The sequence below is a fragment of the uncultured Bradyrhizobium sp. genome, assembly GCF_947648125.1.
Lineage (GTDB): Bacteria > Pseudomonadota > Alphaproteobacteria > Rhizobiales > Xanthobacteraceae > Bradyrhizobium.
This window is the reverse complement of record NZ_CANSMR010000021.1, coordinates 13573-29852: the sequence shown is the minus strand read 5'-3', so window position 1 is coordinate 29852 and position 16280 is coordinate 13573. Positions and strand designations below refer to the sequence as shown.

Here is a 16280-nt window from a genome sequence, read left to right as displayed (position 1 = left end):
CCACACCAAAAGAGGATTCGAAGCCGTCGCCTCCCCCCGCATCGCCTGCACTTTCATTCAAACCATGAGGATAGCGCTATGACGATCACGACGTGCCTTTCTTCCAACCGACTGTCGCCGATCCGCTCCGTGCTCGGCATCGCGGCGGCCCTCGCCCTTGCCAGCACCGCCACGCCGGCGGCGGCCGGGACCGAGACACCGTGGTTTCCAATGAAGGTGTACGATGCGTCATCCGGCACGCCGAAGCCGGCGGACTACACGCCGCTGCCGAAGGCCGAGAAACCCTACAGGCTGTGCGTGCTGTTTCCGCACATGAAGGACAGCTTCTGGGTCGCCGTTGCCTACGGCATCGTGAAACAGGCCGAGGCGATGAACGTCAACATGAACCTCTACGAGGCTGGCGGTTACGAAAATCTGCCCAAGCAGCTTTCGCAATTCGATGACTGCATGGCGAGCGGACCGGACGGGATCATTGTCGGCGCGATCTCCGGCGCGGGCCTCAGCAAGAAGTTCGAGGAAGCCAAGGCCAAGGGCGTGCCGGTGGTCGGCGTCACCAATCCGCTGCCGCCGAACGCGCTGCCCGCGGCCAATTACGTCGACTTCGTCGCCATGGGCGAAGTCACCGGCGAGGGCCTGCTGGCGCAGACCAAGCCCGGCGACAAGCTCAACATCGCGACGTTCCCCGGTCCAGCCGGCTCGGGCTGGGCGGAATCGTTCAATGAAGGGTTCAAGAAGGCCATCGCCAAGAACTCGAACGCCAAGATTCTGGCCGAGAAGTTCGGCGACTCCGGCGTCGCCGTGCAACTCCAGTTGATCCAGGACGCATTGCAGGCCTATCCCGGCATGAACGTGATCTGGGGCACCGCCCCCACCGCCGAAGCTGCCATCGGTGCCGTCGCCGAGGCGGGCCGAAGCGACCTGAAGATCGTGTCGTCCTACGAAAACCAGGCCATGCTCGACGCGCTGAACCGCGGCGACATCCTCGCCTTCGCAACCCAATATCCCGTCGGCGAAGGCGCGATCGCGATCGACCAGGCGGTGCGTCTCATCGAGAAGAAGCCGGTCATGAGCCTGGTCCAGCCGGTGGCCACGGTGATCGACAAGACCACGGTGCCGAAATTGCAGATGGATCTCGTGCTGGCGCCCGCGAGCTGGACGCCGGTCTATTCGGTCAAGGCCAAGTAGGCATGGTCAAGCAGCCGGTCTGAACGGTCGAGGCGGGAGCATGCTCCTGCCTGCTGGCTCGCGGCCAACGGAGAAGCGGATGAACGTCGAGATCGACCCGAGGCCGGCCGAGCCCTTGCTTCAGTTGCGGGGGATATCGAAGCGATTCACCGGCGTCCGTGCGCTCGACCGCGTCGACCTCGATGTCCGTGCCGGCGAACTTCACGTCCTGTTCGGCGAGAACGGCGCCGGCAAGTCGACCCTGATCAATGTCGTATCCGGTACGTTTCCACCCGACGAAGGCACGTTCCATTTCGGCGGCGAGGAAATCCAGCATCTGACGCCGCAGCGCGCGCGAGAGATCGGTATCAGTCCGGTGTTTCAGGAGTTCTCGCTGATCCCGAGCCTCACCGTCGAAGAGAACCTGTTCCTTGGCCGCGAAGTCACGCGCGGCGGAATGTTGCGCGCGCGCGAGATGCGCAAGCGCGCCAGGGCGCTGATCGACGAGCTCGGCTTCGACCTCGATCCCGCGCAACGGATCGACGACCTGTCCCGCGCGCATCAGCAGATGGCCGAGATCGCCAAGGCGCTGCTCAGCCGCGTGCGTCTTCTGATTTTAGATGAGCCGACCGCGTCGTTGACCGAACGCGAAACCGGGCGGCTGTTCGAGCTGATCGCGCGCCTGAAGAGCCAGAATGTCGGACTGATCTACGTCTCGCACCGCATGCGCGAAATCCGCGCCCTTGCTGACCGTGTGACGGTGCTGCGCGACGGCCGCCACATCCGGACCCTCGATGCCGCGAGGTCGACGGACGGCGAACTGGTGGAACTGATGACCGGCCGCACGATCGACCTGCTGTTTCCGGCGATCGCCCACCAGCCGGACAAGGTGATGGTCGACGTCGAGAACCTGACGCTCGCCGACGGCAGCGTCCGCGGGGTCAATTTCCATGCCCGGGCCGGCGAGATCACCGGCATCGCGGGCCTCGTCGGCTGCGGCAAGTCGGAGCTGATCCGCGCCATCTACGGCATCGAGCGCGTGTCAACCGGCGCGATCCGGATCGACGGCGCGCCCTACGAATTTCCAAAGCCAAGACAAAGCCTCAAGCGCGGCGTCGCCTACTTCCCCGCCAACCGGATCGCCGAGGGGCTCGCGCTGTCCCGACCGATCCGCGAGAACGCGTCGATGACCGGGCTCGACCTGCCCGCCTTCGCCCGCTTCGGCATACTCAAGCAAACCGCCGAACGCGTGACGGTCGCGGGCATCATGGAGCAGCTGCAGCTGAGGCCGCCGAACATCGAACGGAGCGCCGGCGCCCTGTCGGGTGGCAACCGCCAGAAAGTGATGTTGGGACGCGCGCTGACGCGCGAGCTGACCGTGTTCCTGTTCGACGAGCCGAGCGTTGGCATCGACGTCGGCGCCAAGCTCGAAGTCTACGAGTTCATGAAGCGTCTCGTCGAGGCCGGCGCTGCCGTGATCGTGGTGTCGTCTGAATTGCCCGAGGTGCTGGCGCTGTCGAACCGGCTTTACGTCATGCATCAGGGCCGCATCGCCGCCGAGCTGACGGGCGCCGAGAAGACCGAGCAGAATGTGCTTTCGAGCTTCTTCCGTGATCATCTCGCCGCGGAGGTCGCATGAACACGGCCCTGGTCGCCGCAGCGCCACGGGGCTCGGTCAGCCTCCGGTCGATCGCAGGCCGGATCGGGCTCCTGCCGGCCCTGCTTGTGGTGCTCGTGGCCGGCATGTCGGCAGTCGACGCGCAGTTCTATGGCATCGTCAACGTCCTCAACATCCTGCGCAACGCCTCGCTGCTGGCGATCGTTGCCTGCGGCCAGGCGCTGGTCATCATCGGAGGCGGCTTCGATCTCTCGGTCGGCGCGGTGGTCGCCCTCGCGAGCGTCGTCACGGCCAAGACCATGGCGGCCACCGCGGCCTCATTTCCCGGCTCCAACGCCCTCATCATTGCAAGCGGGGTCGCGGCCGGGCTCGGTTGCGGCGTCGCGGTCGGGCTCGTCAACGGCTTCTGCGTAGCAAAGCTCAAGGTCTCCGGCTTCGTGGTGACCCTGGGCACGATGTCCGCCACCGCCGGCGTCGGCCTCATGATCACCAACGGCATCCCCGTTTACGGCATGCCGGAGACATTCGTGAAAGGCTTCGGGCGCGCCCAGGCATTCGGTCTGCCGACCGCCGCCCACATCGCGCTGATCGTGATCCTGGTGATGGTGTTTGCACAGCGGCGTACGCTGTTCGGCCGCTACGTCTACGCGATCGGCGGCAATGCCGACGCCGCCGTGGTGTCGGGCGTGACGATCCAGCGCCATATCGTTGGCACCTACGTGGTCTCGAGCGTCCTTGCGGCCTTGACCGGCATTCTACTGACGGCACAGGTCGGCTCCGGCCAGGCAAGCTTCGGCGGCGATCGCATGATGCTGCAATCGATCGCCGCCGCCGTGATCGGCGGCGTCAGCTTGCGCGGTGGCGTCGGGCGCATCGAGATTGTCGCCGTCAGCGCACTGTTCCTCACGATTCTGGGCAACGCACTCAACCTCCTGCACGTCGACTCGCGGCTTCAGCCGGTCTTCCTCGGCATCATCATGGTCGCAGCCGTGGCGCTCGACGAACTCAGCCGACGGAGCAAGCCGCGTGTCTGATCTCGAATTGACCGTTGCCGCCAAGGACACCGATCGGCCGAAGCTGACACTCGGCCGCCGGCTCTGGAGCGCCGTCTTGCCGATCGCATTGGCAGTGTTGTTGCTCGGCTTCGCCGCGGTCGACCGCGGGGTGCTGTCGCCGGCCAATCTGCTCAACATCGCACAGCAGACCAGCTATCTGGCGCTGTTCGCGATGGCGCAGACCGTGGTCATCCTGACGCGCGGCTTCGACCTTGCACTTGGCCCGACGGTGTCGATGGTCAGCGTCGGCAGCGCGCTTGCGATGGCCGGCGCCACGGCGTCTGGTCACGGCGCGGGCGCCGTGCTGCTCGCCGGGCTCGGCGCCGGCTTCGCCCTTGGCATCGCGTGTGGTCTCTTCAACGGCGTGGTCGTCGCGCTGCTCGGAGTCAATCCTTTCGTCGCGACGTTGGGCAGCTACAACATCGCGATTGGGATTGCGACCACCCTTTCGTCCGGACGGCCGGTGCAAGGCGTGCCGGCACCGTTCTCGCAGATATTCTACAGCGGCAGCATCTTCGGCGTGCCGGCGGCGATTGTGATCACCCTCGCGGTCGGCATCGCGCTTCATTTGCTGCTGGCGCGCACCGTGTTCGGCCGGTCGCTCTATCTGATCGGCACCAACCCGCGTGCCGCGGCGGTCGCCGGCCTGCCGGTCAAGCGCATCCTGGTCGCAACCTATGTGCTGTGCTCGGGGCTTGCCGCGCTCGGTGCGATCATGATGACGGCGCGGACCGGATCGGGTGAACCGAACCTTGGCGGCGCGCTCTCGCTGCAGGCGATCGCCGGCGCCGTGGTCGGCGGGACGAGCCTGGCAGGCGGCCGCGGCGGCGTCGGCACCGCCGTGCTCGGCGCCCTGTTCATCACCATTCTCTCCAACGGCATGAACCTCACCCGGATCGACGGATACGTCCAGATGGTCGTGCTCGGCGCGATCGTCATCATCGGCGTGCTGCTGGATCGCCTGCGGCAGGAGCGGCGGCAATGATGTCAGGCTCTCCCATCCAGAACATCCCGGTCTCGTCGCGCGATGCGCCGGCGTCGATCAATGTGGCGCCCTCGCTCGCCGCAGCGCTCGACGCACTGAGCGAATACGGTGCCGGTGGCGCTCCCTTGGCCGGCGGCACATGGATCATGCGATCGCCGATCCGGCACGAGCCGCTGAGGACCCACTATGTCGCCATCGGAAGGATCGCCGAGCTGACCGCAGTCAGGATCGGCGGCAAGGCCATCGAGATCGGCGCGGCAGTCACGCACGCGGCGCTTGCGGGTGCCTTGGCCGGCCTTCCGGAATTTGCCGGCCTCGCAGCAGCCGCCGGAGGCTCCGCCAACCCCGCGATCCGCGCGATGGCGACGATCGGCGGCAATCTCGCGACGTCGGAATTCGCCGCAGCGGATTGCGTGCCGGCGCTGCTCTGTCTCGATGCCGATGTCGAGATCTCCGGCCGCGACGGTCACGAGCGCATCGGCCTGGCGGATTTCCTCGCGATCCGCTCAACACTCGCACCCGGCCGCCTGGTGACACGGATCATCGTACCTCGGGTAGAGCGCAAGACGGCCCATGCCCGCCTGCCGCTGCGCCGAGCGGGCGACTATCCGGTCGCCATCGTCAGCCTATCGGTCGGCATCGATGCGGCGAACCGCGTCCAGGCGGCACGGATCGCGGTCGGATCGGTCGAACCGAGCGCGCGCCGCTGGCCTCGGCTTGAAGCGGCGCTGATCGGACATCCACTCGACGCCGCAGCAGCGGCGCGCCGTGCGGCCGAACTGGCTGACGAGTTCGTCGGCCGCGACAGCGTCGATGCGCCGGCTTGGTATCGCCTCAGCGTGCTGCCCGGCCTCGTCCGCCGCGCCGCGATCGCTGCACTTGGCTCATGACGCGCGGAGATGACATGGGATTCAATCTGACCGTCAACGGTGATCGTCTCTCCTCTGCGGCCGATCCTGCCACCCCGTTGGTCGACATCCTGCGCGAAGAGATGCATCTGACCGGTGCGAAACCTGTTTGTCGCGAGGGCTTTTGCGGCGCCTGCATGGTGCTGGTCGACGGCGAACCCACGCCTTCGTGTCTGCTGCCCGCCGCGCTGGCCGACGGCCGCGAGATCCGTACCGTCGAAGGCCTTGCACCTCAGGGAATGCTGAACCGCATCCAGGCCGCGCTCGAGGCCAGCGATGCGGTCCAGTGCGGCATGTGCTTTCCCGGCATGGTGGTAAGCCTGACGCATTTGCTGACGACCCGGCCGGGTGCCACCCGCGACGATATCGTGATGGCGCTGACCGGAAATATCTGCCGCTGCACGGGCTATGAACGCATCGTCGAGGCGACACTGCTCGCCTTGGCCACGACATGATCGGGAGACGCAAGGATGTCAGACGTTTCCGCGACGATGGATCTGCGCCGGCGTGACGCCGCCGACAAGCTGCGTGGCCGCACCCGCTACACCATCGACCGGTATCTACCGGGCATGCTGCACGCCGCAGTGCTGCGCGCCGGCGTGCCGGCGGGGAGGATCATTCGCCTCGATACCTCCAGGGCCGCCCGCATGCCGGGCGTGCGTGCGATCGTGACGGCGGCCGATGCGCCCGGCATGATCGGGATCGGCATCGCCGATCACCCGCTCTTCGCCCGCGACGTCATCCGCTACGACGGCGAGCCGCTCGCCGCGGTCGCAGCCGCCACATTGGCGCAGGCACAGGCCGCACTCGCGGCGATCGACGTGGAGATCGAGCCGTTGCCCGCAGTCTTGACCATGGCGGATGCGCTGGCATCCGGCGCGCCACTGGTTCATCCGGACTGGCGCAGCTATGAGGTCTTGCTCGAAGGCAGCGCGCGCGGCGGCAACGTCGCCTGGGAGGCGACAGTCGTGCGCGGCGACGTCGATGCCGCCTTTGCCCGGCCCGAGGTCGAGATCATCGAAAGCTGCTTTCGCGTCGGCCGGCAGAACCACGTGGCCTTCGAGCCGCGCGCAGTCGTCGCGAGCTACGAGGATGGACGCTTCCACATCGAGACGTCGACGCAGGTTCCGTGGAGCGTCCGCAATGCGACCGCGCGCCTGCTGGGCGTGCCTGCGTCGCAGGTCCGCGTCACGGTGCCGCCGGTCGGCGGCGGCTTCGGCCTGAAGTTTGATCTGGCCGTTGAACCCTTCGCTGCCCTGCTCGCACGCGCCAGCGGCCGGCCGGTGCGCCTCGTCAATTCACGCGAGGAGGAGATGCTGACCTGCCTGTTCCGCGAGAACGCCGATATCCGCATCCGCTCGGCGGTGACGCGCGAGGGCGATATCGTGGGGCGCGAGGCGGTCGTCCTGATGGACTGCGGCGCCTATGGCGGCGAACAGATCTTCCTGACCACCATGACCGCGCACACGCTCGGCGGAAACTACAGGCTTGGAAGCGTGCGCATGGTCTCGCGCGCGGTCTATACCAACACGGCGCCGAATGGCGCGTTCCGATGCTGCAACGGCGTCTACAACACCTTTGCGCTGGAGCGCCACACCGACGAGATCGCGGCGAGGATCGGAATGGATCCGCTTGCCTTCCGCCGCCGCAATGTGCTCGGCGACAAGGATCTCGGCGCCACCGGCCAGGTATTCGAGGGCGACGTGCTCGGCCCGATGCTCGAGCGGATGGATACGCTCCGCGATGCGGCAGCGCGGCCGCCAGCGCGCACCGACGGCCGGCTCTATGGACGCGCGACCACCGTCGGCACCTGGTTCGTCTTCGTCGGCCCATCGGCCGCGACGGTGAACATGAATGCCGACGGCACGGCGACGCTGGTCACGTCGGGCGTGGAGATTGGATCCGGCTCGATGATGCAGAGCCTGCCGCAGATCGTGGCCAGCACGCTCGGCATTGCACCCGAGCATGTGATCGTCCGCGCCGCCGATACCGATGCGGCCGGTTACGACGTCGGCGTCGGCGGCGGCCGCACCACTGTTTCGCTCGGCGCGGCCAGCCTGTCGGCAGCGCAGGAGGTGCGCACGAAGCTCCTGAAGGTCGCCTCCGAGATGATCGAGGCTGCGCCCGATGATCTCGTCATGCGCGGCGGACGGATCGAGATCGCCGGCGCGCCAGGCTCCGGCCGGACCGTCGCTGAGGTCGCGACCCGCGCCCAGGCGCTGGCTGGCCCGGTCTCCGGCACCGGCGCCTTCACCGGCGCCGGCGTGCCGGCGATGCCGGGCTGCGTGGCCGGACATTTCATCGACGCGATCGATATCCCCGTCTTCGCCGTCCACGACTGCGAGGTCGCCGTCGATCCGGAAACCGGACATGTCGAGGTGCTCAGCTATCGCGTGGTGCAGGACGTCGGCCGCGCGCTCAACCCGCGCGCCATCCATGGCCAGATCCAGGGCGGCGTCGTGCAAGGGCTGGGTTATGCGCTGCACGAGGAAGTCACGATCGGCAGCAACGGCCGCGTCTGCCAGAGCGGTTTCGAGACCTATCGGGTGCCGCTGGCGCTCGATGTCGTGCCGGTGGAGATCAGTCTTTACGAGGGTGCACCGTCAATCGGACCGCTCGGGACCAAGGGTGCCGGCGAGGTGCCGATCCTGAACGTCGGAGCGGCCGTCGCCTGCGCGGTTGCAAACGCCACAGGCAAGCGCATCCAGGCGCTTCCATTGACCCCGCCGCGCGTGCTCGAACTGCTGCTCGATCGCAAGCAGGATCTGACCCTTCCCCACATTGCCGATGCGTGGGCCGACAATCTGATACGTTCGCATCAGACAGCTCCCAATACATAGCAACACGCTGGCGGCAGGCCGGCCGCTTCCTGACATTTGCCTTCGCGACAGCATGGGAACCACCAGCCGGCGCAGCTTCGCTTCAGGCTCGCCGCGGGTCCGTCCAACTCGACAACGCGGTCGGCCGTGTCGTTAGACCCAGCCGCCGTCGACGATGTGGCTCTGATTGGTGCAGGCGCCGCTGTCGTCGGCGGCGAAAAACAGGACGACGCGGGCGATGTCATCGGGCACGAGCTTGCGCTTGAGACATTGGCGCTGCATCAGCTCGGCCACACCTTCGGGCGTCAACCACAGATCCTGCTGTCGCCGGGTCATGATCCATCCGGGCAGGATGGAGTTGACCCGCACGTTGTGCGGCCCGAGATCGCGGGCCAGCGCGCGGGTGAGGCCCTGAACCGCTGATTTCGCCGTGGTGTAGCAGGGCATGTTGCCCTGACCGATCACCCAGCTCACCGAGCCGATGTTGACGATCGAACCGCCCCCTGCCTGTTTCATGTCCGGTGCGACCGCCTGGGCGCTGAAGAACTGATGCTTCAGGTTGACGGCGATCCGCTCGTCCCAGAATTCCGGTGTCACGTCCTCGATCGCGTGACGGTCGTCGCGCGCCGCATTGTTGACCAGAATGGTGATCGGCCCGAGCGCCTCGCGGATGCCGGCAACCGCGCGTCGCAGCGCGCCGATGTCGCGCAGATCGGCGTGTTCGAAGTGCACGCGGGCATGCGCTCCCAAATCGGACAGCAGCTGCTCCGAGGACGTCACATCGATATCGATGAATCCGACCCTTGCGCCTTGACCGATGAACTGGCGGACAATGGCCTCGCCGATGCCGGAACCGCCGCCGGTTACCAGGACGGTCCGGTCCTTGAGGCTTGGATAGATGGCACCCTGCATTGGCATTCTCTCGCTTTGGCGCCTGAAGCGCGTCGGTTGCGTTGCTGCGGCTCAAGCCAGGAGCCACAGCCCCCGAGGTTCACTCGGTCGTCTCCATGTAGTTTCGGTCCACCACCCGCAGCGTCCGCCGCACCATGCCGTCGACAATCGTCGCCGACTCGCTTGGACGCACATGGATCGCGGTGGACTTGAGCAGCCACGGCAACACCGCCTGCTCGAGCCGCTCCTCATAGGCAGCGCGCATCATGTCGAACGCCTGCAGGCCAGGACCTGCGAGGATCAAATGATGCGGGCGCAGCACCGAGATCGTCGTGGCGACCGCCTCGGCAAGCGCATGGCCGGCCTGCCGGAATAGCTGCTCGAGACGGGGATCGCCGGCGCGTGCCCGCGCACGCAACAGAGCCATCTGCGCCTCCGATGGTTGCTGCGACACCGCCGGTGGCAAATCGAGAAAGGTGCGGGCGTCGCGATAGAGCGCATAGTCGGCGAGATGGGCCTCGATGCAGCCGCGCTGACCGCAGCGGCATTGCGGGCCGTTCGGCGTCAACTTGACATGGCCGATCTCGCTGCCCGCGCCGGCCCCCCAGCGTGCTTCACCGTCGACAACGATGCCCATGCCGATGCCGTGACCAACCATGAGCGTCGCCGTGAGGCCCTGCGCCAGCGCCGGCTCGGCGGCCACGAGGGCCAGCGCCACCGCGACCGCGTCGTTCGCCATCACGACCTCGACGCCGAATGCCTCACGGACCGGCGTCGCCAGATCGACGTCGGTGATCGACAGCGCCGGGCTCCACAGATGCCGGCCGGTGTCGGCATCGACGATGCCCTGCAGCGCGATCCCGATTCCAAGCAACCGATGCCGCGGCGTGGCCGTCGCATCGAGCATGGCCTCGATCTGCGCGATCACGAGATCGCACAACCCGCCCGCATCGAGCCCACGGGTCGTGAGTTCGAGCCGCGATTGCGCCAGGGCAGCGCCGCTGAAGTCGGCGATCAATGTTTCGATCAGGTTCATGCGCAGCGAGACGGCGATGATGCGGCCAAACTCGGGGTTGAGGGTCAGCAGGACCGCCGGCCGGCCGCGGCGGCGGCCGTTCAGCCCATCCGCATCCTCTTCATCGGTATCGTCCGGCCACGACGTCGCTGCATCCGTCACGGCTTCGCACAGCAGGTCTTCCGCCATCAGCTTCGACGTGATGGCCGAAATGGCCGGAAAGCTCAGCCCGGTGCTGCGGGCGAGCTCGACGCGCGGCAATGGCCCCTGACGCCGCAAGACCTCGACGAGACGGCCGCGGTTCGATCCGCGGGCCAGACTTGAAGCACGTCTCAGCGGTTCGGACTGCTCATTCATGCCGGCTTTTTTAATTCGCTTGATGAAATTATTCAACGGATACAACTCAGATGTTGGCCAAAAAGCGCAGGTAGCGGCGGAAATACATCACCTTCTCACTATTATTGCGTGAAGTCCTAAACATGAACATCCTTGACTGGACATTTTGTCGCGCTAATTTATTAGTTACGTGAATAAAATAAGGCGTGAAAAGCGCCAAGCGTGAAATCCCCTCACCGGGGGTGTCGACAGGGAGGTGCATATGAATGACTCAATGAAAAGATTGATCGTGCCGCTGTTGGCGGGCGCAGCCGCGTTCGCGATGGTAACGGGGATAGCACAGGCGCAGCAGAAAAAGACCATCGCGCTGGTGACCAACGTCGCAGCCGACTTCTGGACCATCGCGGGCCGCGGGCTTGAGAAGGCGCAAAAAGAGCACCCGGAATACAATATCGAGTTGATCGTCACCAACGAAGGCACCGCGGCTGGCCAGCGGCGCGAGTTGGACGACCTCCTGGTGCGCGGCGTCGCCGGCATCTCGATCTCGGTCGACGATGCGCCGCATGCAACCGAAGAACTCAACAAGGTCGCGGCCAAGACCGTGCTGATCACGACGGACAGTGACGCACCGCAGAGCAACCGTCTCGCCTATATCGGCACCGACAACGTCGCGGCCGGACGGCAGGCCGGCGAGGAGATCAAGAAGGCGCTGCCGAACGGCGGCAAGATCGCGCTGTTCGTTGGAACGATGGACGCCGACAACGCCCGCGAGCGGGTACAGGGCATCAAGGAATCGATCACCGGCACCAAGGTCGAGCTGGTCGACGTGTTCACCGACCAGGTGGACTTTGCTAAGGCCAAGGCGAACATGGAGAACGTGCTCGTCAAATATCCCGACATCGCACTGCTCTCCGGCCTGTGGAGCTACGAGACCCCGCTGATCTATGATGCGGTGAAGGCCGCGGGCAAGGCCGGCAAGGTGAAGATCGTCGGCTTCGACGAGGACCAGCGGACGCTGCGGGGCATTTCCGACGGCACGATCGAATCCACGGTCGTGCAGCAGCCCTACGAGTTCGGTTATCTCTCCGCCACCAACATCATCAAGACGCTGAACGGCGACAAGTCCTGGATTCCGAAGGACAGCAAGCTGATCGTGCCGACCAAGGTAATCAGCAAGACCAACGTCGCGGAGTTCGCCGGGCAACTGAAGGAATTGCTGAAGAAGTAACTTCAGTCGGCTTCACCGCCCGGCCGCCACAGGCCGCCGGGCGGGCTTCAGGAGGACATGCCGAATGGCGGAGACGCTGCTCGAACTCAGCGGAATCAGCAAGACCTATCCCGGCGTCAGGGCGCTCGACGACGTCAATTTGCGCGTCTGCCGCGGCGAGGTGCTGGGCCTGATCGGCGAGAACGGCGCCGGCAAGTCGACGCTGATGCGCGTGCTGGCGGGCGTGATCGCGCCGAGCGCGGGCGTGATCCGCATCGGCGGCAACGACCACGCAAGGATGACGGTGAACGAGGCGACCCTCGCGGGCATCGCCTTTGTGCACCAGGAGCTGAACCTGTTCGAAAACCTCGACGTCGCAGCCAATGTCTTCATCGGACGCGAGAAGCTTGCCGGCGGCCCGCTGAAGCTGGTGGACAATGCGGAGATGCGCGCCCGCGTGACGCCGCTGCTGGAACGGCTGGGCGCCGATTTCGCGCCGAACACGCTGGTCGACAATCTGTCGATCGCCGAGCGCCAGATGGTGGAGATCGCCAAGGCGCTCTCGATCGACGCCCGCGTGATCATCATGGACGAGCCGACTTCCAGCCTGACAATTACGGAGACGGAACGGCTGCTGGAGGTGATTGCCGACCTGAAGGCCCACGGCATCTCGGTGATCTACATCTCTCACCGGCTCGGTGAGATCATGAGCTGCGCCGATCGCGTCGTGGTGCTGCGTGACGGGCGCACCGTCGGCGAGCTGGCGCGCCACGAGTTGAGCCATGCGGCAATGATTCGCCTGATGATCGGCCGCGACCTGAAGGCGCTGTACACGCCGCCGGCACACTCGCCGCAGCCGGGCGGCTGCGACATCGCCGGCGTTGTGACGACGGCCTTTCCGGACCGGCAGATCGACCTGTCCGTGCGGCGCGGCGAGATCCTCGGCCTCGCCGGGCTCGTTGGGGCCGGCCGCACTTCGCTTGCCCGCGCGGTGTTCGGCGTTGACCCGTTGCTGGGTGGCGAGATCAGGATCGACAACACGCCGGTCGGTGTCGCCTCGCCTCGCGATGCGATCAGGCAAGGGATTTACCTCGTGCCGGAGGATCGCAAGAAATCCGGTCTGGTGCTGGAGCTGCCGATCCGGGAGAACGTGACGCTCGCGAGCCTGCTGGATCATGCGCGGATGTGGCTGGTCAACGGCGGATCCGAGCGCAAAATCGCGAAGGAACAAGCGAGGCGCCTGTCGATCAAGGCGCCGAGCATCGACATCGAAGCCGTGACGCTCTCCGGCGGCAACCAGCAGAAGGTGGTGCTGGGCAAGTGGCTTTCCATGCAGCCGCGCGTGATGTTCTTCGACGAGCCGACCCGCGGCATCGATGTCGGCGCCAAGAGCGAGATCTACGCCCTGATGCGCAGCCTCGCCGACCAGGGCGTCGCCATCGTGATGATCTCATCTGACATGGAAGAGGTCATCGGCGTCTCCGACCGGGTCGCGGTGATGCATGAAGGCAGCGTCAGCGGCGTGCTCGAGCGCGACCAGTTCAGCGAATACAACGTGTTGAGGCTGGCGGTCGGCCAGGCGCTCGAAACCATGGAGACCGCTGCGCCATGATGAAGAAGGAACTCGGCCTGTTCTTGCTGCTGGCGGTGATCTCCGCCATCACCGGCGCGATCAATCCGGCCTTCCTGTCGTTCGTGAACCTGCTGAACATGGCCAATTTGATCGGCCTGTTCGGTGTGTTCGCGCTGGGCGAAGGATTAGTCATCATCACCGGAGGCATCGATCTTTCGCTCGGCTCGATGTTCGCGCTGCTTGGCGTCGTCTTCATCGACCTTCTGACGACGTATCAGGTGCCCTGGCCCTTCGCGCTGTTGCTGGTCCTCATGGGCGGGCTTGCGCTGGGCGGCATTCAGGGTTTCCTGATCACCCGGCTGAAGATGCAGCCCTTCATCGTGACGCTGTGCGGGCTGCTGATCTATCGCGGCGCCGCGCGCTACTACACCAGCGATTCGACGCGCGGCTTCGGCTACGGCGATGAGGCCAGCACGCTGAGCAACATCGCCTCCGGCAATGTCGCGGGCATTCCGAACACCTTCATCTTCCTGATCATCCTTGCGGTGATCCTCGGCGTGCTGCTGCACCGTTCGGTCTACGGACGCTGGCTTTATGCCGTAGGCAAGAACGAGGAAGCGGCGCGCTACTCCGGCATCAGAACGAATCTCGTGATCGCGACCGCCTATGTCATCAGCGGCGGCCTCGCCGGCGTCTCGACCGTGATGTTCGTCTTCTACACCAACTCGGTCTCTCCGAGTTCGTTCGGCAATTTCTACGAACTCTATGCGATCGCGGCGGCCGTCCTCGGCGGCTGCAGCCTGCGCGGCGGCGAAGGCTCGATTCTCGGTATCGTGCTGGGCACCGCGCTGCTGCAGGTGCTGCAGAACCTCGTGAACATCCTCGGCATTCCGAACTCCCTGAACTTCGCGGTGATGGGAACCGTGATTCTGATCGGCGTGCTGGCGGATCAGCAGTTGCAGGCCCGGCGGCGGCGCAAGGCCGCGCTGGCCGGCCTCGCCCGCACGGCGCCGAAAGCGACACCTGCGCAGGGAAAGCATGGCACATCGACGCTCGGCGCAGCTGCGGTACGGACAAGTACGGGCGAGCAGGCATGACGACGACGCGATAAGGAAACACCGCGACCGGGGAGCGGCAAACATGGTCGCGGCGACTTGAGGAGGAGAATTTGAGGGAGAGTTCGACGTGCAAGGTTGCTTTGCCGTGTGCGCGATTTCTATCTCAAGTTGATGGATCGGTACATTGACGGGGCGCGTTCCGGCTAAAGGGCTTTGGGCGGGGACGCGACACAAATGGACAAAGCCGGGGACGCTGGGAGTGCAGAAAATGTCACTTAGGTCTGTGAGCACCGCGTGGGCGTGCGGCGTGGGGATCGCCTTGTCATCTCTATTCGGGGGCGGCGCGCATGCAGCCGATCTTTTAACCAAAGCTCCGCCTGTGCCTTACACGGAGACCGATGATTTCTGGACCAGGCCCTATCTGTTCGGCGATCTTGGCAGGACGCAGCTGAAGGAGCGGGGTATCTCGCTGGCCCTGACGCTGGGCGACGAGGCCGTCGGCAATTTGTCGGGTGGCAACAGGAACACCGCGACCCAAGCCGGACAGCTGTTCTTTCAAGCCAAGTTCGATATGGCGAAGCTTGCCGGCATTCAGGGCGGTACGGTCGGCCTCACGCTGGTCGACCGCTTCGGCCGCAACCTGAACGACGAAGCGGGCATTCCGGCCTTGCAGCTGACCAACGAAGTATTCGGCCGCGGCAGCATTCTTCGCCTGACCGAACTCTACTATTCGCAGAAACTGTTCGATGACCGCCTTGAACTCAAGGGCGGCCGTCTTCCGGTCGGCTCGGACTTCTTCTTCGGCCTGTGCGAGTTCATCAACCTGACGTTCTGCGGCGGTCAGCCCGGCAACATCCAGGGTGGCTACATCTACAACTGGCCGGTCAGCCAATGGGCCGGTGTCGCACACTACAACTTCACCAAGGAATGGCAGCTCTCGGTCGGCGTCTACGACGCCAATCCGAACTATCTGACGACGTCGGACTCCGCGACTTACTTCCTGCCGGGCGTCCCCGGCTCGAGCCGGGCCTCGGGCGTGCTGGTGCCGGTCGAGGTGGTCTGGGCGCCGAGCGGCCCCCTGAACGGGACCTGGCGCTTCGGCGGCTGGTATGACAGCGCGTCGACGATCGACGGCGGCCTCCCCGGTATCATCGCGATCGCCCCCGGCATCGGCGGCGTCTCCGACCAGAACCTGGGCGATCAACGCGGCCGCTATGGCGTCTATGAGTCGATCCTGCAGCGGCTGACCGTTGAGGGTGCAAAGGCACAGGGTTGGTACGTGTTCCTCAACACGACCGTCGCCGATCACCGGACGTCGTATCAGGACTATCAGGTCGCCTTGGGCTTCAGGCACACCGGAACGTTCTCCTGGCGCCCCGAAGACGAAGTCGGTTTCGCGGTCGGTACGACCCACGTGAATTCGGCTGCGCTCACCCTGAATGCGGGCGGAAACGAAGTTCCGATCGAAGCCTGGTACGGCTGGCAGGCGACCGGCTGGATGAACCTCAAGTTCGACGCCCAGTACGTGATCAATCCCGGCGGGCGCGGCTACAATGCCGCCGGCATCAAGACCGAGAATGCCTGGGTCCTTGGTCTGCGCACGCTGGTGCACTTCTGAGTTGGAGGGGTTTGCCAGCATGCCTGAGCGAGG

At 65.5% G+C, this 16280-nt stretch carries 13 protein-coding genes; 11 read left to right on the top strand and 2 right to left on the bottom strand.

All coding sequences use genetic code 11. The annotated features are described in order from the left end of the window. The first annotated feature begins 78 nt into the window (after positions 1–78). From torT to Q0030_RS29220, 7 genes are all read left to right on the top strand, one after another. Complete coding sequence (gene torT, locus Q0030_RS29250) at positions 79–1185, top strand: TMAO reductase system periplasmic protein TorT (protein WP_298375079.1); 1107 nt, start codon at positions 79–81, stop codon at positions 1183–1185. Positions 1186–1264: 79 nt separating this feature from the next. Beyond that, positions 1265–2803, top strand: coding sequence for a sugar ABC transporter ATP-binding protein (locus tag Q0030_RS29245; RefSeq protein WP_298375076.1), 1539 nt, complete (start codon positions 1265–1267; stop codon positions 2801–2803). Continuing rightward, on the top strand, positions 2800–3816 hold the full coding sequence (locus Q0030_RS29240) for an ABC transporter permease (protein ID WP_298375073.1): 1017 nt from the start codon (positions 2800–2802) through the stop codon (positions 3814–3816). Before Q0030_RS29245 ends, Q0030_RS29240 begins: the two co-directional genes overlap by 4 nt. Then, positions 3809–4822 (top strand): ABC transporter permease, encoded by a 1014-nt coding sequence (locus Q0030_RS29235; protein WP_298375070.1) that lies wholly within the window; start codon positions 3809–3811, stop codon positions 4820–4822. Before Q0030_RS29240 ends, Q0030_RS29235 begins: the two co-directional genes overlap by 8 nt. Then, the gene (locus Q0030_RS29230; protein WP_298375067.1) at positions 4822–5712 is read left to right on the top strand and encodes an FAD binding domain-containing protein; all 891 of its coding nucleotides are present in this window, start codon (positions 4822–4824) and stop codon (positions 5710–5712) included. Before Q0030_RS29235 ends, Q0030_RS29230 begins: the two co-directional genes overlap by 1 nt. A 14-nt stretch (positions 5713–5726) precedes the next feature. Next, the gene (locus Q0030_RS29225; protein ID WP_298375064.1) at positions 5727–6185 is read left to right on the top strand and encodes a (2Fe-2S)-binding protein; all 459 of its coding nucleotides are present in this window, start codon (positions 5727–5729) and stop codon (positions 6183–6185) included. A 15-nt stretch (positions 6186–6200) separates the two neighbouring features. Next, positions 6201–8570: a xanthine dehydrogenase family protein molybdopterin-binding subunit gene (locus Q0030_RS29220; RefSeq protein WP_298375061.1), complete on the top strand. Its 2370-nt coding sequence runs from the start codon at positions 6201–6203 to the stop codon at positions 8568–8570. A 132-nt stretch (positions 8571–8702) separates the two neighbouring features. On the opposite strand, the gene Q0030_RS29215 is transcribed toward Q0030_RS29220, so the two are convergent. Next, positions 8703–9461, bottom strand: coding sequence for an SDR family oxidoreductase (locus Q0030_RS29215; RefSeq protein ID WP_298375058.1), 759 nt, complete (start codon positions 9459–9461; stop codon positions 8703–8705). 79 nt (positions 9462–9540) lie between these two features. After that, the gene (locus Q0030_RS29210; protein ID WP_298375055.1) at positions 9541–10812 is read right to left on the bottom strand and encodes an ROK family protein; all 1272 of its coding nucleotides are present in this window, start codon (positions 10810–10812) and stop codon (positions 9541–9543) included. Between the two features lie 241 nt (positions 10813–11053). Between Q0030_RS29210 and Q0030_RS29205 the strand changes: the two genes are divergently transcribed. The 4 genes from Q0030_RS29205 (at position 11054) to Q0030_RS29190 (ending at position 16247) form a co-directional block, all read left to right on the top strand. Continuing rightward, positions 11054–12019 carry a sugar-binding protein gene (locus Q0030_RS29205; RefSeq protein WP_298375053.1) on the top strand — a complete coding sequence of 322 codons (966 nt, stop codon included), beginning with the start codon at positions 11054–11056 and terminating at the stop codon, positions 12017–12019. A 64-nt stretch (positions 12020–12083) separates the two neighbouring features. Then, entirely contained in the window at positions 12084–13610 is a 1527-nt protein-coding gene (locus tag Q0030_RS29200) for a sugar ABC transporter ATP-binding protein (protein WP_298375050.1), read from the top strand. Further along, complete coding sequence (locus tag Q0030_RS29195; RefSeq protein WP_298375047.1) at positions 13607–14668, top strand: ABC transporter permease; 1062 nt, start codon at positions 13607–13609, stop codon at positions 14666–14668. The genes Q0030_RS29200 and Q0030_RS29195 overlap by 4 nt, the downstream gene beginning before the upstream one ends. 229 nt (positions 14669–14897) lie before the next feature. After that, the gene (locus tag Q0030_RS29190) at positions 14898–16247 is read left to right on the top strand and encodes a carbohydrate porin (RefSeq protein WP_298375045.1); all 1350 of its coding nucleotides are present in this window, start codon (positions 14898–14900) and stop codon (positions 16245–16247) included. Positions 16248–16280: the final 33 nt, after the last annotated feature.